The organism is Ensifer sp. GW823-FHT05D09, from assembly GCF_058795755.1.
The window spans coordinates 15,571-33,052 of the sequence record NZ_JBXAIA010000008.1 but is presented as its reverse complement, the minus strand read 5'-3'; the positions used below and the strand labels follow the sequence as shown (position 1 = coordinate 33,052).

Below are 17,482 nucleotides of genomic sequence, written 5' to 3'. Positions count from 1 at the left end.
GACGGCAGCCAATAGGTCAGTACACTCTCGATCGCAAATGGTCGAGCGTCAGCGCCACGCCGGCCTCGAGATCGACACGCGGGGAAAGGCCATAGGAGGCCTGTAGCGCCGTATCGCCGCAACGGTAGAACACGCCCTCGGGCTTATCTGACCGGCCGCTTATTTTTGGCTCCCAGCCGATGCCTCGGCTGACCAGCCGGGCGAGTTCTATGAACGAGGTGGCGACGCCGGTGGAGATGTTGAGACAGGCGCCGTTCTGCAACCGGGTAAAGGTTCGCCAGACGAAGTCGATGCAGTCGGAGATATGGATGAAGTCGCGACACTGTCGGCCGGAGCCCCAGACGAAGACCTCCTCCGCCCCACGCTCCTCCAGAAGCCGCCGGCAAATCGCCGGGAACGGATAGCTCAGATCCTGGTCCTCGCCGTAGCCGCTGAACGGGCGATAGGCGACCGCCCGGCCGCCATAATTCTCGACATACAGCTTCATCAGATATTCGCCGCTGAGCTTCGCCCAGCCATAGCTCAGATCTGGAACGCCGATGCTGGCCTCGAAACCGATCATGTCTTCGCTGAGCTTCCGATAGGCTTCCGGTCGTTGCAGGCTCACGGGATAGGCGGCGCTGGAGCTGAAATAGACGACCGATCCCGGCCGCGTGCGCGCCGCCCAACGCCACATGTCGGTGTCAACCGCGAGATCCTCGGCGACCAGAAGCGTCTGCGTTTCAAGCATGACGCGACCGCCGACCATGGCGGCCAGATGAAACACCATGTCGAACCGGTCGTCGGCGCGATCGAAATAGCGGCGGCAATCCTCCTCAATCAGAGAGAAGCCGGCCTTTGGCGGGTTCGGCCATTCGGCGGGACGCATCGCGCCGGTTCCGCGCGCGAACTTGTCGACGCAAACGACATCGACACCCTCCGATATCAGCTTGCCGCAGAGATGGCGTCCTACAAATCCGGCTCCGCCGGTCACCAATGCACGCGCCATCCCCCTGCCTTTCAGATCCGGCCGGCCATTTCAAACTCTTGTCGGGCTGGCCTGCCCATTGTCTCTTTCAGCTTGTCGCGTGTCACGAATTTCAACCGGCCTGAGTAGATATCAACGATCCGCTGGCGCCATTCGTCTCTTGAGGGGGCAACGCTCTTGCCATAGGCGAAAGCCCCCCTGCTCAGACGCCGGACCAGAGCGTCGCTCTCCATCAGTGCCATGATCTCGGCAAGAGATCGTGCATTGCCGTTCTCGAACACCAGCCCTGCCTGGTGCTGCTCGATTTCCGAGGCAATCAACGCATTGCTGCTGGCGATCACCGGAATGCCGCACATCAGTGCCTCGGCGGCCACCAGACCATAGGGTTCCGGCATCCTTGACGGCATGAAGAAATAGCGCGCCCGCGATGCGACAGCCGCAACCTCGTCGTCATCGAGCCAGCCTGGAACATAACAGTGCGGAAGCGCGCGCTGGATCTCCTCAAGCAACGGCCCTCTTCCGATCAAGGTCGCAGCCTTGCCCGTGGCATTGAGCGCCTCGGCGAGGGTTCGAACGCCTTTTTCCACCGACATGCGACCAAGAAACATCGGGCGGCTGTTCTTCCAGGCCTCGACCGGGGATTGCGTGAGCGGCGTCGACGGCGTGCGCAACGTCAGGAAGTTTCGAAGCGGGCCCTCGCTCAGATAGGGTTCCATGCCCTCATGGGCGAGAATGACCCCGACACGGCTCCAAAATGCCTCGCCCGTGGCGGTCTGGGTCATCGCCCGGGCGAACCGCCACAGTTTGTGCAGGTGGTTGCGCTTGTCGCAGGCACTGACGAGGCAACCGGTCGACAGTGGCTTCTCAGTGCAGACCTCGCCCTTGCCGTAGTGGACATAGGCACCGTTTGGACAGGTCAGGAAGAAGTCATGGGCGGTGACGACGACCTTGGCCTTGCTGTGCGCAAGTGCATGAAAGATCGAGGGCGACAGGATCTGCGACCAGCCGTGGACATGAACGACGGTCGGGTCGCTCCGGGCTTCGAGCAATCGCCGCAAGGCGCGGTAGGCGCGGCGGTTGAAGTTCCTGTCAAACAGGTTTGTGAAGCGGACGCCGTCACGCAAGGGGCGCTCGCCCAAAGCCTCCACCTCGACACCAGGGAAACGCGAGCGAATGCCGGCACCGTCGTCGCCGACCAGAACGGCACAATCGAGCCCCGCAGCAACGCCAGCCTCAATGCATTGGAGCGCAACCTTGGTTGCACCCCCCAGGGCCTCCGATACGTCGTTGACAACGATAAGCCGCATGAACACTCGCCTCTCGGAGACTTTAACTGCGCGACCTGGTTCCCCTTCATTTCGCCGCCTGTTGCAGCAGATTTGCAAGCCATCAATTTGCGGTAGACGCCGCGCGCGAATGGCCGGATCAGCACCGCGCGAACCGCTTGAGAGGATGCCGGCTGGTACGCCGCAAAGGCTGCGGGAAGTTGGCGCTGTCTACCGGCTGATCCGTCCGAAGCGGGCAATGTGCACGCCCTTGGCTTGGCCTGACCGCTGCTACTTTGCCAGGACGTATAGGCCGTAAAGCACAATGAGCGCTGCAGCACCGATGGCCGCGATCAAGCCCAGGCGCTTCTCGATGAAGTGCCGCACCGCTTCGCCGTGCCGGCGAAGCACCGCGGCGAGGATGAAAAAACGTGCGCCGCGGGTGATGACCGCCGATGCGATGAACATGCCAAGGCTGACATTGGCTGCACCGGACAGGATGGTGACCACCTTCATCGGGGGTACATGCGCAAGCCCCGATGTGACCAGCATAAGCACGACCGCTTCCATGTCCACGGAAGCGCGCATGGATTCGAACGCATCGATCTTGCCGTAGAACTGCAGGATCGGACGGGCGATCGCGTCGAAAGCATAGTGGCCGAGGAACCAGCCGGCGATGCCGCCAAGCACCGAGAACAGGGTGGCAAGGAAGGCATAACGATAGGCCCTATGCGGTTTTGCCAACACCATCGGCAGGAACAGGACGTCGGCCGGAACCACGAAGACCGAACTTTCGACGAAGGCGACAAGCGCCAGCCACCAGGCCGCCGACTTTCGGCCAGCGAGGTCCATCGTCCAATTATACAAACTGCGAAGCATGGCAAATCCGGTCGTTCATGGGCGTCCCCATGGGACCCTGGCGGGAAGAGTTCCAATCCTCCGGGGCGGAGGCAGAGACTGAACACGCATCGATATGGTGCAGTCGGTTAGCAAAGGGGCGGATTTTTGTCTGCCCCAAAATCGCGCTGCGCAACTCTTATTGTCCGGCGACCCCTCCTCTCCGCAGCGGCCCGCGCTCGCGACCGCACCGGATCAGTCCGGTTGGCGCCGCATCATTGACGCCATCACGTAACTTTTATTGCGCCATGATATTGAAAAGCGCTACTCATGTAACATAATAAGATACGATATTCACGAAACGAGGCCCGACATGACCCATGACGTACTCATCCTCGGCGGCAGCTACGGCGGGCTTTCCGCCGGTCTTCAACTCGCGCGCGCCCGCCGGAAGGTGTTGGTGATCGACACCGGGTTGCGGCGGAACCGGTTCGCCCGCACGTCGCACGGCTTCCTCACCCAGGATGGCAGCACTCCGGCAGACATTGCCGCCGAAGCCCGCGCGCAGTTGATGGAATACCGGACGGTCGAGTGGCTGCAGGCTGAGGCCACCCATGCCGAACGCACGCAGGATGGCTTCAAGGTCGCCCTGCGGCAAGGCCCGGAGGTTACCGGAAAGCGGCTTGTGCTCGCCACGGGTGTCACCGATGTCCTGCCGGAGCTTGAGGGCCTTGCCGATCGCTGGGGCAAAAGCGTCTTCCACTGCCCGTATTGCCACGGTTACGAACTCGACGAGGGGAGCATCGGCGTGCTCGCGACATCGCCCCTGTCGATGCATCAGGCCCTGATGCTGCCGGACTGGGGTCCAACGACATTCTTTCTCAACGGGGCATTCGAACCCGATCACGACCAGTTGCAGCAGCTAGCACGGCGGAATGTGACGGTGGAGCATGGCATCGTCCACAGGCTCGATGGTGAACGGGCGGACGTTGTCATGCGGGACGGACGGGTGCTGCCAATGGATGGCCTGTTCACTACCACCAGGACGGTGGTCTCGTCGCCCTTTGCCGAACAGCTCGGCTGCGCCTTCGACGACGGCCCGCTCGGTCGCTACATCCGAACCGATGCCATGAAGGCGACGAGCGTTGCCGGCGTCTTTGCCTGCGGCGATGCGGCGAGGCCGACGGGATCGGTCGCGCTGTCTGTCGGAGATGGGGCGATGGCGGGTGCTGCCACTCACCGATCCCTCATGTTCGACTGAGAGGCCGATCGCGACAGGTCCCGGCAGCGCACCGCTGAACACCGGGACTGCGGGCTCCCCTGGCCTGCATGTTCCATGTTATCAAAGGAAAACAGGGAAGAATGCCATTGCGACAGGACGGACGACTCTCACGCTTGCTGCATGTATTGCTGCACATGGAAAAGCATGCGGCCCCAATGACATCCGAAACGATCGCCCGGATGCTCGGTACGAATTCCGTCGTCGTGCGCCGCACGATGGCCGGACTTCGCGACGCCGGTTACGTATCGTCCGAAAAGGGCCATGGCGGCGGCTGGACATTGTCGCGGCCGCTTTCCGATTTCACCCTCCTCGATGTCTATCGAACCATCGGCAGTCCAGGTTTCTTCGCCATGGGTGTCGCCACCGACGAACCGAGATGCCTGGTCGAACAGGCTGTCAATTCGGCGCTGGAGCGAACGCTCGATGAGGCCGAGGCCCTGCTGCTCGCGCGCCTCGGCGAAATCGCCGTTTCTGATATCGCCGCCGATTTCGAGCGGCGCTACGGCGCTGCCATGGGCAACAGGTTGCCCTCATGTGCAGACCACCCGAACAGCGCAGATTGAGTGCTGACTGCGCCATTGCACCATCCGCTCCGCCTCAGCGTCCTCAAGGGGGGCGGTCGTAAAGATTGTATTTAGTCTTTTCCGGTAAGTTTCCGTTAGCAATTTCACATCAATGGGGTCTGGCGGCACTGTTCCTCGCCGTCGACAATGTTTTGCGTACGGGTGTTCATGCGTTTCTCAGCTGTGCCAGCAATGTTCCTTGCCTGTCTGGTTTTGGCAGGCTGCACGTCCAGTTCGACGCTGGACACGATCGTGCCGCAACAGCCGTCGCGCGAAACGACGAGCTCGGTCATGCCGACATCTCCCGTGCCTTCGGCCAGTGTCGGCGTCGCCCAGGCGCAAGCTGCGCCGCCGCAGGAAGTGCTCGCCTGGGCAGGGGCGGTGCCGGAACCGGAAGCCTTCCGACCGGATGCAAGGGCCGCAGCAACACCGATGCCGTTGGAGCGGCCCGTTGCCGCCATCGTGCCGGCGACACCCGCGGTTCTGACGACGCCGGGAACCCGCTCGCAAATTTACGGGCATCGCTTCCGCGACGCAAAGCCGATCAATTTCGGACGGGCATCGCCACGCAAGATGGCCGTCCATGGCGTCGACGTGTCGCGCTGGCAGGGCGAGATCGACTGGCCCAAGCTGCGCACCCAGGGTGCCAACTTCGCCTATATCAAGGCGACCGATGGCGGCGACCACCTAGACCCGATGTTCAAGAAGAACTGGCGCAAGGCCAAGGAAGCCGGACTGAAGCGCGGTGCCTATCATTTCTTCTACTGGTGCCGGACTGCCGGCGAGCAGGCCGACTGGTTCATCCGCAATGTTCCGCGTGAAGCCGGCGCTCTGCCGCCGGTGATCGACGTCGAATACAATGGCGAGTCCAGCTGCAAGCGGCGCCTGTCGCGCGCCCGCGTGCTTGAAAAGATGCAGGTCTTCATGGACAAGCTCGAGGCGCATTACGGCCAGCGCCCGATCATTTACACCGCCCCGGATTTTTATGCCGACAACCTTTCGGGCGAACTGCTCGACTATCCGTTCTGGCTGCGCTCGGTGGCGGCTCACCCCTCAAAGAGATATCCGGGCCGCAAGTGGGTCTTCTGGCAATATTCGGGATCGGGCCTCTCGCACGGCGTCGAAGGCAAGATCGACCTCAATGTCTTTCACGGCGATGAGAACGATTGGCAGAACTGGCTCGCCCGGCGCGCAAGCTAGGCCATCGTAACCGACCGGGCGCCCGGAGCGCGCCCGGATCGACAAATTTCGGTTTAAAGATGCGTCAGCCTCGGACGCAATCCCCCTGCGGTAGCGTTGCAAGGCGAAACGCGCCGCCCCCTCTTTCTGGATGCACCAGTCGCGCTCTCCCGCCCAAAATCCAGACTTCCCCTGAATGCCGCCAGTCATGCGTATAGGCCGTGCCGGAAAAGAAAAAGCCTGCCGCGGGAGGAGGTGCGGCAGGCTCTTGAATGGATTGAATGGCAACTGGGAGGAGGAGTGTTGCCATTCCGGCAAGCGCTCTTTGGGAGGAGGAGAAAGCGCCTGCAACTATCGAAGCGTTGCGGGAGGAGATGCACCGCTTCGATGAGTTGACTATACAAGAAACCGGTCGGTTTCGTAGATCCGAGTTCGCAGACCAGCCATGCACTCAGCGCCGATCGGATGGCTCGCAACATCAGCCAACGACAGAAAGATCGGCCCAAACGGGCTTGAAACTGCCCTTCGCATGGACGAGCCCCCATCCTCCGCCAGCGGCAAAATTGAATGATATCAGAGACTTGCGTCGCAAGTGACACCCGCAGCCGCGGCCGTCACGCCCATGTCACGGGAACGGTCCCACAAACCGTGTTATAAAATCCCGTCATCGCGTGTCTCCGACATCCCCCGGCCAGCGGTTGTGGATGCGAGAAGCATTGAAAGCCCATGCAAAACGGAAAGGAGCGGCGGACCATGCCCCGCTACATGTACCATATCCATGCGGCCGGCGTGACGAGCCGCGATCAGGCCGGCAAACAGCACCCCAATGACGGCCGCGCAGTCGCTTACGGACAGCTCATCGCCGACGAACTCGCCGAGGAATACGAGTATCGTGGCGCGATCGTTGACGTGCTTGCGCCAAGCGGACGCCTGATTGCGCGTCTGGTTTCAAGCCGGGCTTTTCCGCCGTGGCTGCAATCCACGCCACCAGCGCAGCGCGCGCTTCACTGATACCAACGTAATTGGGAAAGCGATGGCTGCGGCCATCGTCTCTGCAACGACAGAACTGGCGGACAGGCAGCACGCCGAAACACGTTTGGCCCTGCCCGCCGGCAACCTTTCACGAGATCAGGAAGCGGCACACGTTCCATCCATAGCCACACGGCCGAGCTATCGCCGCCGCGAGCGTGACGCAAGGACGTTGCGGATCGAAAAGCTGGAATGGATCCGCAGGACGCCCGGGAGCTTTGCGAGGATCTCCTTGTGGATGCGCTCGAAGTCGCCGGCATTTTCGACCTCGACCCGCAACAGATAATCGGAACCACCGGTCATCAGGTAACATTCCTGGATTTCCGGGTGCTTTCTGACCGCCGCCTCGAAGCGGTTGAGGTGCTCCTCCGTCTGGCGTTCCAGGGTGATGTTGATGATCACTGCAATGGCGTTGTCGCCATCGACGTTTCCCACCAGCGCGGTGTAGCCTCGGATCACGCCGCCCTGTTCCAGCAGATTGATGCGCCTCAGGCAGGCCGATGGTGACAGCCCCACTTCTGCCGCGAGCTTGGTGTTGCTCATGCGCGCATCGAGGCGCAGCAGGCGAATGATGTTGCGATCGATCGCATCAAGACCGGACATGCAGATTCTTTCATTTTTCCGCCGAATACTCCTAAAATCAGTCAATGATGGAATTTTCAAGCGCTACTTCGCATGATCGTGCTCGATTATTTCACTATGCTCTGAAGCGATTTCTGCCGGAGCTGGGGGGGGGCTTGGAGGGAGGCTGGCAAACGCCAAGCACCTTGTGTCGACCTCAGGCTGCCAGACGATCGATCTGTGATCCTGAGGATGCGATGAAGATTACCATATTGGGCGCCGGCGTGATCGGCGTGACCTCTGCATACTATCTCGCCAAGGCCGGCCACGAGGTGACCGTCCTCGATCGTCAGCCCGGTCCGGCGCTGGAAACGAGCTTTGCCAATGCCGGCGAAATCTCGCCGGGCTACGCCTCTCCCTGGGCGGCGCCCGGCATCCCGCAAAAGGCGCTCAAATGGCTGTTCATGAAGCATGCGCCCTTGATCATCCGCCCGATGGTGGACGCCGCCACCTGGCGCTGGATGACCGCAATGCTGCGCAATTGCACCTCAGCCCGCTACGCCATCAACAAGGGCCGGATGGTCCGCCTGGCCGAATACAGCCGCGATTGCCTGATTGCGCTGCGCGAGGAAACGGGCATCGCCTATGATCACCGCACGCAAGGCACCCTGCAACTCTTCCGGACCGCCAAACAGCTTGATGGCATCGGCAAGGACATCGAAGTGCTGAAGGCCGATGGCGTGCCGTTCGAGGTACTCGACCCGGCCGGCTGCGTGGCCGCGGAACCTGGGCTGCAGCCGGTCCGCGACAAGATCGTCGGCGGCCTTCGGCTGCCGAATGACGAAACCGGCGACTGCTTCAAGTTCACCAACGAATTGCAGAAGCGCGCCGAAGCTCTCGGCGTCCAGTTCCGGTTCGGCGTCGACATCCGCCGGCTTCGCCAGGACGGCAACCGCATCGTCGCCGTCGAAACGGCTGAAGGCGAAATCCGTTCCGACATCTTCGTCGCAGCACTCGGCAGCTACACACCGGCGCTGCTGAAGCCGCTCGGCCTTCGCCTGCCCGTCTATCCCGTCAAGGGTTACTCCATCACCGTGCCGATCGTCGACGAGACGCGCGCGCCGGTATCGACGATCATGGACGAGACCTACAAGATCGCCATCACGCGGCTCGGTGATCGCATTCGCGTCGGCGGCATGGCGGAGATCGCCGGTTTCAGCAACGACCTTCCCCAGACGCGTCGCGCCACACTCGAACATTCGGTCGAAGACCTGTTCGGCGGCGCGGGCGACCAGAAGCAGGCAACCTTCTGGTCCGGGCTGCGGCCGATGACGCCGGATGGAACGCCGGTGATCGGCGCTACGCGCTTCGCCAACCTGTTTCTCAACTCCGGTCACGGCACGCTTGGCTGGACCATGGCCTGCGGCTCGGGCCGCGTATTGAGCGATCTCATCAGCGGTTCCAAGCCCGAGATCGAAACAGCGGACCTGGCAATCAACCGATATCATTGACGGCGCACGCAACGGGCCGGCGCCTCGCGGCGCCGGCAGATGCCGAGATCGAACTCGGCGCCTCGGCCCGCCATTCTACAAGACGTTAAACAGTGACGGGGCCGCCGGCTCCGTCGCCTGGTTGCGGCGGCAGATCCGCCCACTTTCTTTCGCTGGCGCCGAAAGCGCTCGCGCACTCGCCCGCGCCATAGGAACAAAGAGCAGCCGGCAAAGCACCCGAGCGCATACATCCCCGGCTCAATTCCAGGAAAATCAGCTGGTCATCGCCTGTGCGCGTTCAGGATCAATGGGATTTCACCCTTTTCAGGTCGAATTGCTTGCGCCCACCATCGAGGTTCAAGCTCAGCTGCACGCCGCGGCTCAGCTTCGGCAAAGGCGCAGCCAGGTCGATACGGCCAAAAATCTGCTTGCGGCGCTCGCTGTCACGTTCTCGCTTCAGGCGGGAGTCGGCGACGGCGGCCAGTGCGCGATTGATGATTTCAGTGCGGGTCATCGTTCATCTCCACATCTGTTCTCTTTTTGTTCTATTTTTAGAAAAATGTCAAGTGAACGTCTCGCCTGCGCGCCGGCGTTGCCAAGAAGCCCCATGACATCATGGGCGCCGAGGCATCACGCCTCCCCCGGACAAACGCCCCTAGAACGTGATCTTCACCGAACTGGTGCTACGGCTGGCGGCGCTGTGATAGACGGCTTCGATGTTGTTGCCATCGGGATCGAGCAGGAACGCGGCGTAGTAGCCTGGATGATAGGGACGTTCGCCGGGTCGACCGTTGTCCTTGCCGCCATTTTCCAGACCGACTTTGTAGAAGGCGTCAACCATGGCGCGGTCCCGGGCTTGGAATGCCAGATGGTGGCGCCCGGTCAGCTTACCCTGGGCCGCTTGGCTGCCGGCCGTCGAGACGAACAGTTCGTCGGCCCAAAAATAGTCTTCGCCCACGCCTCCCAACGGCACCTCGAGAGCACGCAGTACCGCTTCGTAGAACCGCCGACTGGCGCCGAGATCCTTGATCACCAGCTGGATATGGTCGATCAATCGGCCGCGATGCAGTTCCATCCTCAAATCCTCCGTTCGCAATCGACAGGGATTTAGGTCCGGCTCGAGGCTCGTCAATGGCCGTCAGGTACAGCCTTGGTCGCCCCCTCACGCGCAAGACTTTTGGAGAAGATTATCGACGACCTTGTTTCCAGGGCTTGAAATGGCCGCAATCGCTCGCCATATGGGGCATAACGAATTGATCGTTGAGCATAGACAGTCTCGGTGAGACGGATGTGTTCCGGTCAGAGTTCGCGCTAAACCGCTGACCACGGATGTACTGGCAGGGCAAAGCAGCGAACGGGAAAAGGTCGGCATTGCCGGCCTTTTTTGTTTTCGAAATTTCCCGCTGCCGCATCAAAATCCGCACAGATCTGTTGCGTTCGACTGCCTTTGTCTGGCAGAAGACCCAGGAACGCGATCGCCATCAGTTTTAGGATGGGGTCGGGCGGGCGATTGACGTCTACCTCGCTGCCACGAGACCACGTGGCCGTTCACTACAGCGCCGCGCGTCCTGATGGACGCACGAAGGTCAATGTCGCACCTGAAATTACTGGCTGTTTTTACCCTTGAACCGGATACGATTTAAAGAGACATGCAGTAGGCCTTCCACAGCATGTGCCGCCGGACTGGCAGCAGCCGGACTGCTCACCGAACTCTGCAGATATGCGAAGGAACCATGATCTCATTCAGGCCGATGCTTGAGAGCGAGTATGCTGGATATCTCGCCTATTTCATTCCCGACTATGCCGCGGAGATCGCCGCCAACTACGGGCTCCCGGCTGCAGACGCGCTGGCGCAGGCAACGAGCGAGATCGCCGCGGATCTGCCGCAAGGCGTCGATACACCAGGCAGCGTCCTGCTGTGCCTGATCGAAAGCGCAAGTGCCGCGCATGTCGGCTATCTCTGGTATCGACCGGACGCAATGGGCCGCTCAGCCTTCATCAGCGACTTCCATATTCTGCCCGATCATCAGGGAAAAGGCCTTGGAAAGCTCGCCATGGCTGCGCTTGAGGTCGAACTCTCGGCAAAAGGGTTCGAGCAGATCAAGTTGCGTGTCGCCGAGAACAACCCGCGTGCCCGGCACGTCTATGAGGCAACAGGATTTCGCGTGACCGGCACCAATATGAGCAAGACACTCAAGCCATCCTAGAAGGTAGCTCCTTCGTGAACACGGCACCGTCGGTCGCCTCGTTTGCAATCCCGCGCGGAACTTAAGCCGCCCTTCTTCGTTGCACCCTTGCTATAACAAACGAGGTGCAAAAATGGCCAATGACATTCAGCGATCCGTCGAAGACCAGATCTCCGAACTGCGGGCACAGGTTGCCGATCTGACCCGATCGATCTCCGCACGCGCTGGCGAGGCTGCCGAGAGCGCCGCCGATCTGGCGGAGGATGCGAGAGGGCGGGTTCGTTCGGCCGCGCGTGTCGTGCGTGCACAGGGACAGAGCGTCGTCGAAGCGGCGAAGGACAATCCAGGCACGGCGACGACGGTTGTCAGCACCGCCGGACTGATCGGCTTTGCTATCGGCGTCCTTGTCGGCGTGTCCTGCCAAAGCAATGCGCGCTGGCGATAACTGCCGGGCCCGACGTGGTTGACCGGTACGGTTGGCCACGCCAAGTGAGCTTTTCTATTGAGCCGGCATGTTCACCAGCAGCGTGCCGGCGACGCCAAGCCCGATCAGGATGAAATGGGTGATCTGCAGGGTGTCCTGGCGGATATAGTAGGCAAACCAGGCACCGCCAAGCAGCATGACCAGGCTGAGGGCTATGAAGGCTGCGAAAGCGAGATTGGCCCAGATGACAGCCGTGGGACCCGCCGATATGCCGAGGAGCGCGCCGAAAAACATAAACGCTGCTGCGGCCAGAAGCAGCATGGTCGCCATCTCCAGCAGCAGAACGAAGCTGAAGACCGCACGATGCCAGAGGGCGTCATTGACGCGGCGCGATAGCAGCGGCGTGCGGATGGCGGGCTCCTGATCGAAGAGCTGCATGCGCATCAACAAACCAATCGAAAAGACGCCGTTGCGAAACGCGACGACGTTGTTGAGCACGACAATGGCAAGCCAGAGCGCGAGACCGGAAAGCAGGACGGCTTTGATCAGGAGGAGCGAAGTCAACTGGGTCATTTTTCGATATCACCATGGGTTGAGACGGACGCGTTTGATCGCGATACCCAGATGACGAATGGCAGCAGGCAGATGTGACCCGACATCGTCATTTTTTCCGGCCTGTGCTTTTCCGCCGGAATGAAGGCTGTCCACATTTTCGGGAATAAGTTGGGGATCAGCTGGCCATCAGCGCCGCCGCCGTGCGCCACATACCTGGACGCCTTATTGAGGCCACGAAATCGGTGGCACCATCGGCGTCGGCGGACCTTGGGTCTATTGCCTTGCGCAGGGATCGAACGAGGGCCTGCGCAAGGCATGATCGGCAAAGCGGTTGTCGCCCATCCCCGTCAGCAAATCACATCCATCAGCAAAATGACGACGGAGGCGGCGGTGGTTGTCCACTGACGCGGCGATAACGCTTGCCTGCGCCTGTCGCCTTTTCAACGGCGGCGTTGGGTCAGCGCCATGCCGGCAAGGATCAGCGCGACGCCGAGCACACTGGCAAGAAGCCCCGCAGAGACGCCCTGCAACACATCAAGCGCCACGCCCGAGACCATCTGCCCTCCGATCACCAGCAGCGCGGTATTGACGGCACCGATGCGCGCGATGAGCCAGCTTCCGGCAGCGACGAAGACCACACCGATCGAGCCGCCGAGATAGGCATGCCAGGGGGCGTCCGCCGCCCCTTCGGGAATGAGGCCGCCAATAGACAGGCCGAGAATGCTCAGGGCGACGAAGCCGACGATATGGTTCCAGAACGACGCGATCAGCGGCGACGTCGAAAGGCTGAGCCGGCCATTGACCTGTCGGCTGACGCCGACCAGAACTCCGGCGAGGCAGGCAAAAAGGATCGGCAGGGTCATGCGTTGCCCCTGCCGAAGAGGATAATGAGCGCACTGCCGGCAAGGATCAGCACCATGGCGGCCAGATCTCGACGATCCGGACGACGCATCGGCAGGCCGAAGAGCCCCCAGCGATCCGCCACGATGCTGAAGATCACCTGGCCTGCCAGACCCAGGGCAAGCGTACCGGACAATGCAAGCGGCGAGTTCACCGCAAACGAGGTGAGCATGACCGTGATGGCGCCGGAAATCCCGCCAAGATAGGCCCACAGCGGCGCATGCGGTTTTGCCCCTGCATTTCGCGCGCGCCAGGGGTAGAGGATAGCGAGCAGCACAAGTGCCGCCACTGTCCCCGTGCCGTGCGCCGCCCAGGACGAGAACAGTGCGTTGCCGTAGCGGCCCAGTTCTCCGTTGAAATGAACCATCAGCGTCAGGAGCCCGCCGGTGCCGAAGGCGGCCAGCAGGTGCAACGGGTTCAGCCGAGGTGCGGAGGGCGTGGTCATGAATGGGTACTCGCAACAAAATCGATCATTCGGCAGTCATCAATCGCCGTTTGCTTCTCCTAGAGGTTCGGGCGCGCGATTGACAGCGCTCGATTGCTTTTGCCTGCCAATTTCCGGCGGCTCGCCCGCGGCCAGCTTCAAACGAGCACCCTCTCCCGTGGAATCCAACAGCTAGTGGACGCCCTGATATTGGGGCTGAGACCGTCGCCAGGCAGAACCGTCCGAGCGACGCTGACCGCAAAATTCTAGCATGACAGTCGCCGTCAGGGCCGATCGACAGAGCTGCCGGACCGGCCCCAGGCTGCGTTAGCGGCCCGGAATCCACGTGATGAAACGAACAAGCTTGTCCGTCAGCCCCTTGTAGGGCGGCGAGATCAAGTCACTCGGTGCGGGATCATATTTCCTCAGTACCGGCATCGACTTGGAGAAGGTCAGGAACCCTTCCCGACCGTGATAATGGCCCATGCCGCTCGCGCCGACGCCGCCGAACGGCATGTCGTTGCAGGCAAACTGGTAGAGCGTATCGTTGATGCAGACGCCGCCCGCGACGATGCGGGCGAGGATCGCCTCGATCTCGGCCGCATCCGCGCTGAAGCAATAGAGCGCCAGCGGCCGATCGCGGCCGAGCACATGGTTGATCGCCTCGTCCGTTGTGCGATAGCTGATCACCGGCAGGATCGGCCCGAAAATCTCCTCGCGCATGACTGCGCTGTCTTGAGTGGGTTCGAGCACCACGGTGGGTTCCATCAGGCGAACGCGCGACGGCGAAGCCTGTTTCATTTCAAGAAGCGGAATGAGCGCATGCCCGCGTGCCCGCGCATCGCTTACAAGGCCGGCGAGACGGTCGTGCTGGGCGTCGTTGATGATCGAGGTATAATCCTGATAACCGTTGCCCACCCCGTAGCGCTCACCGAGCTGCTGCCTCAGCAGGCTGACGAAAGCATCGCGTTTGCTTTCGTGGATCAGGACATAGTCCGGCGCGATGCAGGTTTGGCCGGCGTTGAAGAACTTGCCTGTCGCGATACGGTCCGCCGCACGCCTTAAATCCGCGCTTTCCCCGACGATCACAGGGGATTTGCCGCCAAGCTCCAGTGTGACCGGGGTCAGATTCTGCGCGGCCGCCGCCATCACCTTGCGACCAACGGCGGTCGAACCGGTGAAGAACAGATGGTCGAACGGCAAAGCGGAAAAGGCCGCCGAGAGGTCGGCGCCGCCGAGCACCACCGTCGCCCGCGTCTGCGGGAAAACGTCGGCGATCAGCCTGCGCAAGAATTCCGACGTGCGCGGCGTATGCTCGGACGGCTTGAGCAGCACATGGTTGCCGGCACCGATCGCCGCGACCAGCGGCGCCAGCGCCAGATTGACCGGATAGTTCCACGGCGAAATGACGCCGACGACACCGAGAGGAACGAACCGGACGTGCGCCTTTGCCGGCCACAGCTTCCATCCGGCCGCGCGGCGCTCGGGCTTCATCCAGGCCTTGAGCCTTGCGAGCGTGTGATCGATCTCCGAAAGCACGACGCTGCCCTCACCAAGCAGCGTTTCATGGACGGAGCGATGGCCGAAATCGGCGCTGACCGCCGTCGACATCTCGTCGAGGCGTTCGCGGAAGAGACGGCGCAGGCGCTTCAGATCGTCCCGGCGCTGCTCGTAGGCTGGACGTTGGTCGAGCCAGGCGGAGCGCAAGCGCTCGAAGCTCTGCTGTAGCTGAGGCGGATGACTATCGTGCATGCGCATTGCCTTCGGTCGAACGGGCGAAGAGCCATTGTGCGGCATAATAGGTGCCGAGTACCCAGACGGCATTATAGGGGATATTCCAGCGGAACCGACCGTAAGCGAGCAGCGTGTCGCTGACCATGAAGAGCAGCCCACCGAGCGCCGCTGATCGCGCGGCGGATTTCTGTGGCGCGCCGATAGCAATCTGCCGATCGCGGGAAATCGCCTGTGCTGCCATCGCCGCCAGCGCCAACGCATAGATCACGACGGGAACGCGCATGCCTGGCGGCAAGGACGACCACAATCCGGCAATGACGACAAAGCCGATGACGGTGAAGAGCGCGAACATCCTCTTGTCCGCGGCAAAGCGGCTGTCTCGCGTGAGCGCCCAGATATAGGCGCAGTGGGTCAGGAGAAAACAGACGAGGCCGGCAAGAAAATAGTCGCCCGGCAACATCAGAAAGAAATCGCCAGCCGCCGCAAAGGCCAGCCCCACGACGATCGCCTTCCCATAGGCGCCAGACGAAGGGGCGATGTTGCGAAGGACGGCGACGAGCAAAAGCAGCGTCGCCGTCGGCTTCGTGAGGTAGTGCAGCCACCGCCAACCGGATTGATCGCCACCGGCCAACAGGCTGCCGGCAATGGCGAGAACCGCGAGGAGGATAAACAGCGCATAGAGCCATGCGTTGTTTCGCGCGCCCAAAGTGATGCTTTGTTCCATGCCTGCCCCTCGTTGTTCGCGCGACTTGTCCGCCACGATCGCCCGGTGAAGACCGCCGCTATTGCTGCTCCCCGCTCATTCGAAGGACTGTAATCAAGCACCGAAGATTGTCCATAGCTGAACAAATATGGAGGCCGAGGTCTTTTCTGTAATCGCGGCTACATAAATACGGGGACGGCCTTGTGTAGGCGGTCAGACGATTTATATAAATCTGACTACAGAAAGGACTGCTCATGGCAACCCGGGGACGGCCGCGTGGTTTCGACCGCGATCTTGCGCTTCAGAAAATCATGGATGTGTTTTGGGCAAAAGGGTACGAGGCCGCTCAACTCAACGACCTGACGGCGGCCATCGGCATCACGCCGCCGAGCTTCTACGCCGCATTCGGCTCGAAGGAGCAGGCGTTTCGCGAGGCGGTCAGCCTCTACGTCGAGACCGCTGGATCGAGCTCAATGCGCGCGCTCAATACCGGAGAAACGGCGCAACAGGCGATACGCGCGATGCTTCTCGCCAGTATCGACGTCGCGCTCAATGCTCCGCAATCGAACGGCTGCTTGCTGATCCTCGGCGTCATGAACTGCCAAGCCGAAACAGAGCCGCTCTACGATCTGCTGAAGGGCCTGCGGAAAGAAACCGTGGAGCGCGTGCGCGCAAGGCTCGAGCGCGGCGTAGCAGACGGCGATCTCCCGCAAACCACCGACATAGCGACCTTGGCCAGCTACTACGGCGCCATCATGCAGGCCATTTCCATGCAGGCGCGTGATGGCGCGCGCCGGCCGGAGCTGGAAGCTCTTGTCGGCCCGTCCCTCACCGCCCTGCAACAATGAAGACAGATTGCCGCTGCGGCAGTCACGACGAATTGAGAGAGATGACGATGCAGACCTTTGAGACGACCGTCAACGCTGTGCCCACCCGGACCGGAAAGGTCGTAATACCGGAGGAATTTCAGGCGGATGTGGATCAGTTTCACTACGCGCCCGCCCGCCGCGCCGGTGATTTCGTCTATCTCTCCGGCATTGTCGCCGCAAACGACGACACCAGACCGATGGACGCCGAAAGGTTTCGTCTCGAACTGCGCCGCGTTTTCACGCTGATCGCACGATTGCTCGATGCGTGTGACGCGCGCCTCGAGGACGTTATCGAACTCCAGATGTTTCATGTGTTTGGAAGCGACCGCCTGGCCCTGGACAAGGCCGGCCAACTGGCCGCGATCGCCGCGGTGCGAGACGAGTTCTTTGCCGCGCCCTATCCCGCCGCGGTCGAACTTGCCGTTGCCGAACTCAATCCCGACGGCGGACTGGTCGAGATCAAGGCGACGGCATTCGCACCTCTGGCTACGTCCGGTTGATGGGCTTCCAGGCC

General features: G+C 61.6%; 21 protein-coding genes. 9 read left to right on the top strand and 12 right to left on the bottom strand.

Annotation, left to right across the window (positions count from 1 at the left end; genetic code table 11):
- Nucleotides 1-16: 16 nt before the first annotated feature.
- The 3 genes from AC1Q80_RS21385 to AC1Q80_RS21375 form a co-directional block, all read right to left on the bottom strand.
- Complete coding sequence (locus AC1Q80_RS21385; RefSeq protein ID WP_173423395.1) at nt 17-988, bottom strand: NAD-dependent epimerase/dehydratase family protein; 972 nt, start codon at nt 986-988, stop codon at nt 17-19.
- An 11-nt stretch (nt 989-999) separates the two neighbouring features.
- The gene (locus AC1Q80_RS21380) at nt 1,000-2,274 is read right to left on the bottom strand and encodes a glycosyltransferase (RefSeq protein ID WP_492361749.1); all 1,275 of its coding nucleotides are present in this window, start codon (nt 2,272-2,274) and stop codon (nt 1,000-1,002) included.
- 249 nt (nt 2,275-2,523) lie between these two features.
- Complete coding sequence (locus tag AC1Q80_RS21375) at nt 2,524-3,111, bottom strand: YqaA family protein (RefSeq protein ID WP_492361748.1); 588 nt, start codon at nt 3,109-3,111, stop codon at nt 2,524-2,526.
- Nucleotides 3,112-3,442: 331 nt separating this feature from the next.
- Here AC1Q80_RS21375 and AC1Q80_RS21370 point away from each other — a divergent pair, with 331 nt between their 5' ends.
- Nucleotides 3,443-4,330, top strand: a complete 888-nt coding sequence (locus AC1Q80_RS21370; RefSeq protein ID WP_492361747.1) for an NAD(P)/FAD-dependent oxidoreductase — start codon at nt 3,443-3,445, stop codon at nt 4,328-4,330.
- Nucleotides 4,331-4,437: 107 nt separating this feature from the next.
- On the top strand, nt 4,438-4,914 hold the full coding sequence (locus AC1Q80_RS21365; RefSeq protein ID WP_209790300.1) for an Rrf2 family transcriptional regulator: 477 nt from the start codon (nt 4,438-4,440) through the stop codon (nt 4,912-4,914).
- A gap of 104 nt (nt 4,915-5,018) precedes the next feature.
- On the opposite strand, the gene AC1Q80_RS21360 is transcribed toward AC1Q80_RS21365, so the two are convergent.
- Complete coding sequence (locus AC1Q80_RS21360) at nt 5,019-5,207, bottom strand: hypothetical protein (RefSeq protein ID WP_234903115.1); 189 nt, start codon at nt 5,205-5,207, stop codon at nt 5,019-5,021.
- On the opposite strand from AC1Q80_RS21360, the gene AC1Q80_RS21355 reads away from it, so the two are divergent.
- Both AC1Q80_RS21355 and AC1Q80_RS21350 read left to right on the top strand, forming a co-directional pair.
- On the top strand, nt 5,128-6,114 hold the full coding sequence (locus AC1Q80_RS21355) for a GH25 family lysozyme (protein WP_327795845.1): 987 nt from the start codon (nt 5,128-5,130) through the stop codon (nt 6,112-6,114). The two genes, AC1Q80_RS21360 and AC1Q80_RS21355, sit on opposite strands and share 80 nt — an antisense overlap.
- A gap of 732 nt (nt 6,115-6,846) precedes the next feature.
- On the top strand, nt 6,847-7,104 hold the full coding sequence (locus AC1Q80_RS21350; protein ID WP_173423400.1) for a hypothetical protein: 258 nt from the start codon (nt 6,847-6,849) through the stop codon (nt 7,102-7,104).
- Nucleotides 7,105-7,263: 159 nt separating this feature from the next.
- Here AC1Q80_RS21350 and AC1Q80_RS21345 read toward each other — a convergent pair whose 3' ends face one another.
- The gene (locus tag AC1Q80_RS21345) at nt 7,264-7,725 is read right to left on the bottom strand and encodes an Lrp/AsnC family transcriptional regulator (RefSeq protein ID WP_077502660.1); all 462 of its coding nucleotides are present in this window, start codon (nt 7,723-7,725) and stop codon (nt 7,264-7,266) included.
- A gap of 215 nt (nt 7,726-7,940) precedes the next feature.
- Here AC1Q80_RS21345 and AC1Q80_RS21340 point away from each other — a divergent pair, with 215 nt between their 5' ends.
- Complete coding sequence (locus AC1Q80_RS21340; protein WP_492361746.1) at nt 7,941-9,194, top strand: D-amino acid dehydrogenase; 1,254 nt, start codon at nt 7,941-7,943, stop codon at nt 9,192-9,194.
- A 283-nt stretch (nt 9,195-9,477) separates the two neighbouring features.
- Here the strand turns inward: AC1Q80_RS21340 and AC1Q80_RS21335 are convergent, their stop codons facing one another.
- Nucleotides 9,478-9,687: a hypothetical protein gene (locus tag AC1Q80_RS21335; RefSeq protein WP_209790243.1), complete on the bottom strand. Its 210-nt coding sequence runs from the start codon at nt 9,685-9,687 to the stop codon at nt 9,478-9,480.
- Between the two features lie 141 nt (nt 9,688-9,828).
- A complete protein-coding gene (locus AC1Q80_RS21330) occupies nt 9,829-10,248 on the bottom strand; it encodes a VOC family protein (RefSeq protein WP_492361745.1) in 420 nt (139 codons plus the stop codon).
- A gap of 658 nt (nt 10,249-10,906) precedes the next feature.
- Between AC1Q80_RS21330 and AC1Q80_RS21325 the strand changes: the two genes are divergently transcribed.
- Nucleotides 10,907-11,380: a GNAT family N-acetyltransferase gene (locus AC1Q80_RS21325; RefSeq protein WP_492361744.1), complete on the top strand. Its 474-nt coding sequence runs from the start codon at nt 10,907-10,909 to the stop codon at nt 11,378-11,380.
- 112 nt (nt 11,381-11,492) lie between these two features.
- On the top strand, nt 11,493-11,804 hold the full coding sequence (locus AC1Q80_RS21320) for a hypothetical protein (protein ID WP_173423405.1): 312 nt from the start codon (nt 11,493-11,495) through the stop codon (nt 11,802-11,804).
- A 54-nt stretch (nt 11,805-11,858) separates the two neighbouring features.
- Here the strand turns inward: AC1Q80_RS21320 and AC1Q80_RS21315 are convergent, their stop codons facing one another.
- The 5 genes from AC1Q80_RS21315 to AC1Q80_RS21295 form a co-directional block, all read right to left on the bottom strand.
- The gene (locus AC1Q80_RS21315; RefSeq protein ID WP_492361743.1) at nt 11,859-12,356 is read right to left on the bottom strand and encodes a DUF2165 family protein; all 498 of its coding nucleotides are present in this window, start codon (nt 12,354-12,356) and stop codon (nt 11,859-11,861) included.
- A gap of 422 nt (nt 12,357-12,778) precedes the next feature.
- Complete coding sequence (locus AC1Q80_RS21310; protein WP_492361742.1) at nt 12,779-13,201, bottom strand: DMT family transporter; 423 nt, start codon at nt 13,199-13,201, stop codon at nt 12,779-12,781.
- A complete protein-coding gene (locus AC1Q80_RS21305) occupies nt 13,198-13,683 on the bottom strand; it encodes a DMT family transporter (protein WP_209790246.1) in 486 nt (161 codons plus the stop codon). Before AC1Q80_RS21305 ends, AC1Q80_RS21310 begins: the two co-directional genes overlap by 4 nt.
- 306 nt (nt 13,684-13,989) lie before the next feature.
- A complete protein-coding gene (locus tag AC1Q80_RS21300) occupies nt 13,990-15,420 on the bottom strand; it encodes a coniferyl aldehyde dehydrogenase (RefSeq protein WP_492361741.1) in 1,431 nt (476 codons plus the stop codon).
- Nucleotides 15,404-16,120: a lysoplasmalogenase gene (locus tag AC1Q80_RS21295; protein WP_492361740.1), complete on the bottom strand. Its 717-nt coding sequence runs from the start codon at nt 16,118-16,120 to the stop codon at nt 15,404-15,406. Before AC1Q80_RS21295 ends, AC1Q80_RS21300 begins: the two co-directional genes overlap by 17 nt.
- 233 nt (nt 16,121-16,353) lie before the next feature.
- On the opposite strand from AC1Q80_RS21295, the gene AC1Q80_RS21290 reads away from it, so the two are divergent.
- Nucleotides 16,354-16,947 carry a TetR/AcrR family transcriptional regulator gene (locus tag AC1Q80_RS21290; protein ID WP_209790249.1) on the top strand — a complete coding sequence of 198 codons (594 nt, stop codon included), beginning with the start codon at nt 16,354-16,356 and terminating at the stop codon, nt 16,945-16,947.
- A 47-nt stretch (nt 16,948-16,994) separates the two neighbouring features.
- Nucleotides 16,995-17,468: a Rid family hydrolase gene (locus AC1Q80_RS21285; protein ID WP_210264627.1), complete on the top strand. Its 474-nt coding sequence runs from the start codon at nt 16,995-16,997 to the stop codon at nt 17,466-17,468.
- Nucleotides 17,469-17,482: the final 14 nt, after the last annotated feature.

Coding starts and splice junctions, on each gene's coding strand:
- AC1Q80_RS21325 (WP_492361744.1), top strand. CDS start 10,907: ATGATCTCATTCAGGCCGATGCTTGAGAGCGAGTATGCTGGATATCTC.
- AC1Q80_RS21335 (WP_209790243.1), bottom strand. CDS start 9,687: ATGACCCGCACTGAAATCATCAATCGCGCACTGGCCGCCGTCGCCGAC.
- AC1Q80_RS21345 (WP_077502660.1), bottom strand. CDS start 7,725: ATGTCCGGTCTTGATGCGATCGATCGCAACATCATTCGCCTGCTGCGC.
- AC1Q80_RS21380 (WP_492361749.1), bottom strand. CDS start 2,274: ATGCGGCTTATCGTTGTCAACGACGTATCGGAGGCCCTGGGGGGTGCA.
- AC1Q80_RS21290 (WP_209790249.1), top strand. CDS start 16,354: ATGGCAACCCGGGGACGGCCGCGTGGTTTCGACCGCGATCTTGCGCTT.
- AC1Q80_RS21375 (WP_492361748.1), bottom strand. CDS start 3,111: ATGCTTCGCAGTTTGTATAATTGGACGATGGACCTCGCTGGCCGAAAG.
- AC1Q80_RS21340 (WP_492361746.1), top strand. CDS start 7,941: ATGAAGATTACCATATTGGGCGCCGGCGTGATCGGCGTGACCTCTGCA.
- AC1Q80_RS21330 (WP_492361745.1), bottom strand. CDS start 10,248: ATGGAACTGCATCGCGGCCGATTGATCGACCATATCCAGCTGGTGATC.
- AC1Q80_RS21305 (WP_209790246.1), bottom strand. CDS start 13,683: ATGACCACGCCCTCCGCACCTCGGCTGAACCCGTTGCACCTGCTGGCC.
- AC1Q80_RS21315 (WP_492361743.1), bottom strand. CDS start 12,356: ATGACCCAGTTGACTTCGCTCCTCCTGATCAAAGCCGTCCTGCTTTCC.
- AC1Q80_RS21370 (WP_492361747.1), top strand. CDS start 3,443: ATGACCCATGACGTACTCATCCTCGGCGGCAGCTACGGCGGGCTTTCC.
- AC1Q80_RS21320 (WP_173423405.1), top strand. CDS start 11,493: ATGGCCAATGACATTCAGCGATCCGTCGAAGACCAGATCTCCGAACTG.
- AC1Q80_RS21285 (WP_210264627.1), top strand. CDS start 16,995: ATGCAGACCTTTGAGACGACCGTCAACGCTGTGCCCACCCGGACCGGA.
- AC1Q80_RS21295 (WP_492361740.1), bottom strand. CDS start 16,120: ATGGAACAAAGCATCACTTTGGGCGCGCGAAACAACGCATGGCTCTAT.
- AC1Q80_RS21300 (WP_492361741.1), bottom strand. CDS start 15,420: ATGCGCATGCACGATAGTCATCCGCCTCAGCTACAGCAGAGCTTCGAG.
- AC1Q80_RS21310 (WP_492361742.1), bottom strand. CDS start 13,201: ATGACCCTGCCGATCCTTTTTGCCTGCCTCGCCGGAGTTCTGGTCGGC.
- AC1Q80_RS21350 (WP_173423400.1), top strand. CDS start 6,847: ATGCCCCGCTACATGTACCATATCCATGCGGCCGGCGTGACGAGCCGC.
- AC1Q80_RS21360 (WP_234903115.1), bottom strand. CDS start 5,207: ATGACCGAGCTCGTCGTTTCGCGCGACGGCTGTTGCGGCACGATCGTG.
- AC1Q80_RS21385 (WP_173423395.1), bottom strand. CDS start 988: ATGGCGCGTGCATTGGTGACCGGCGGAGCCGGATTTGTAGGACGCCAT.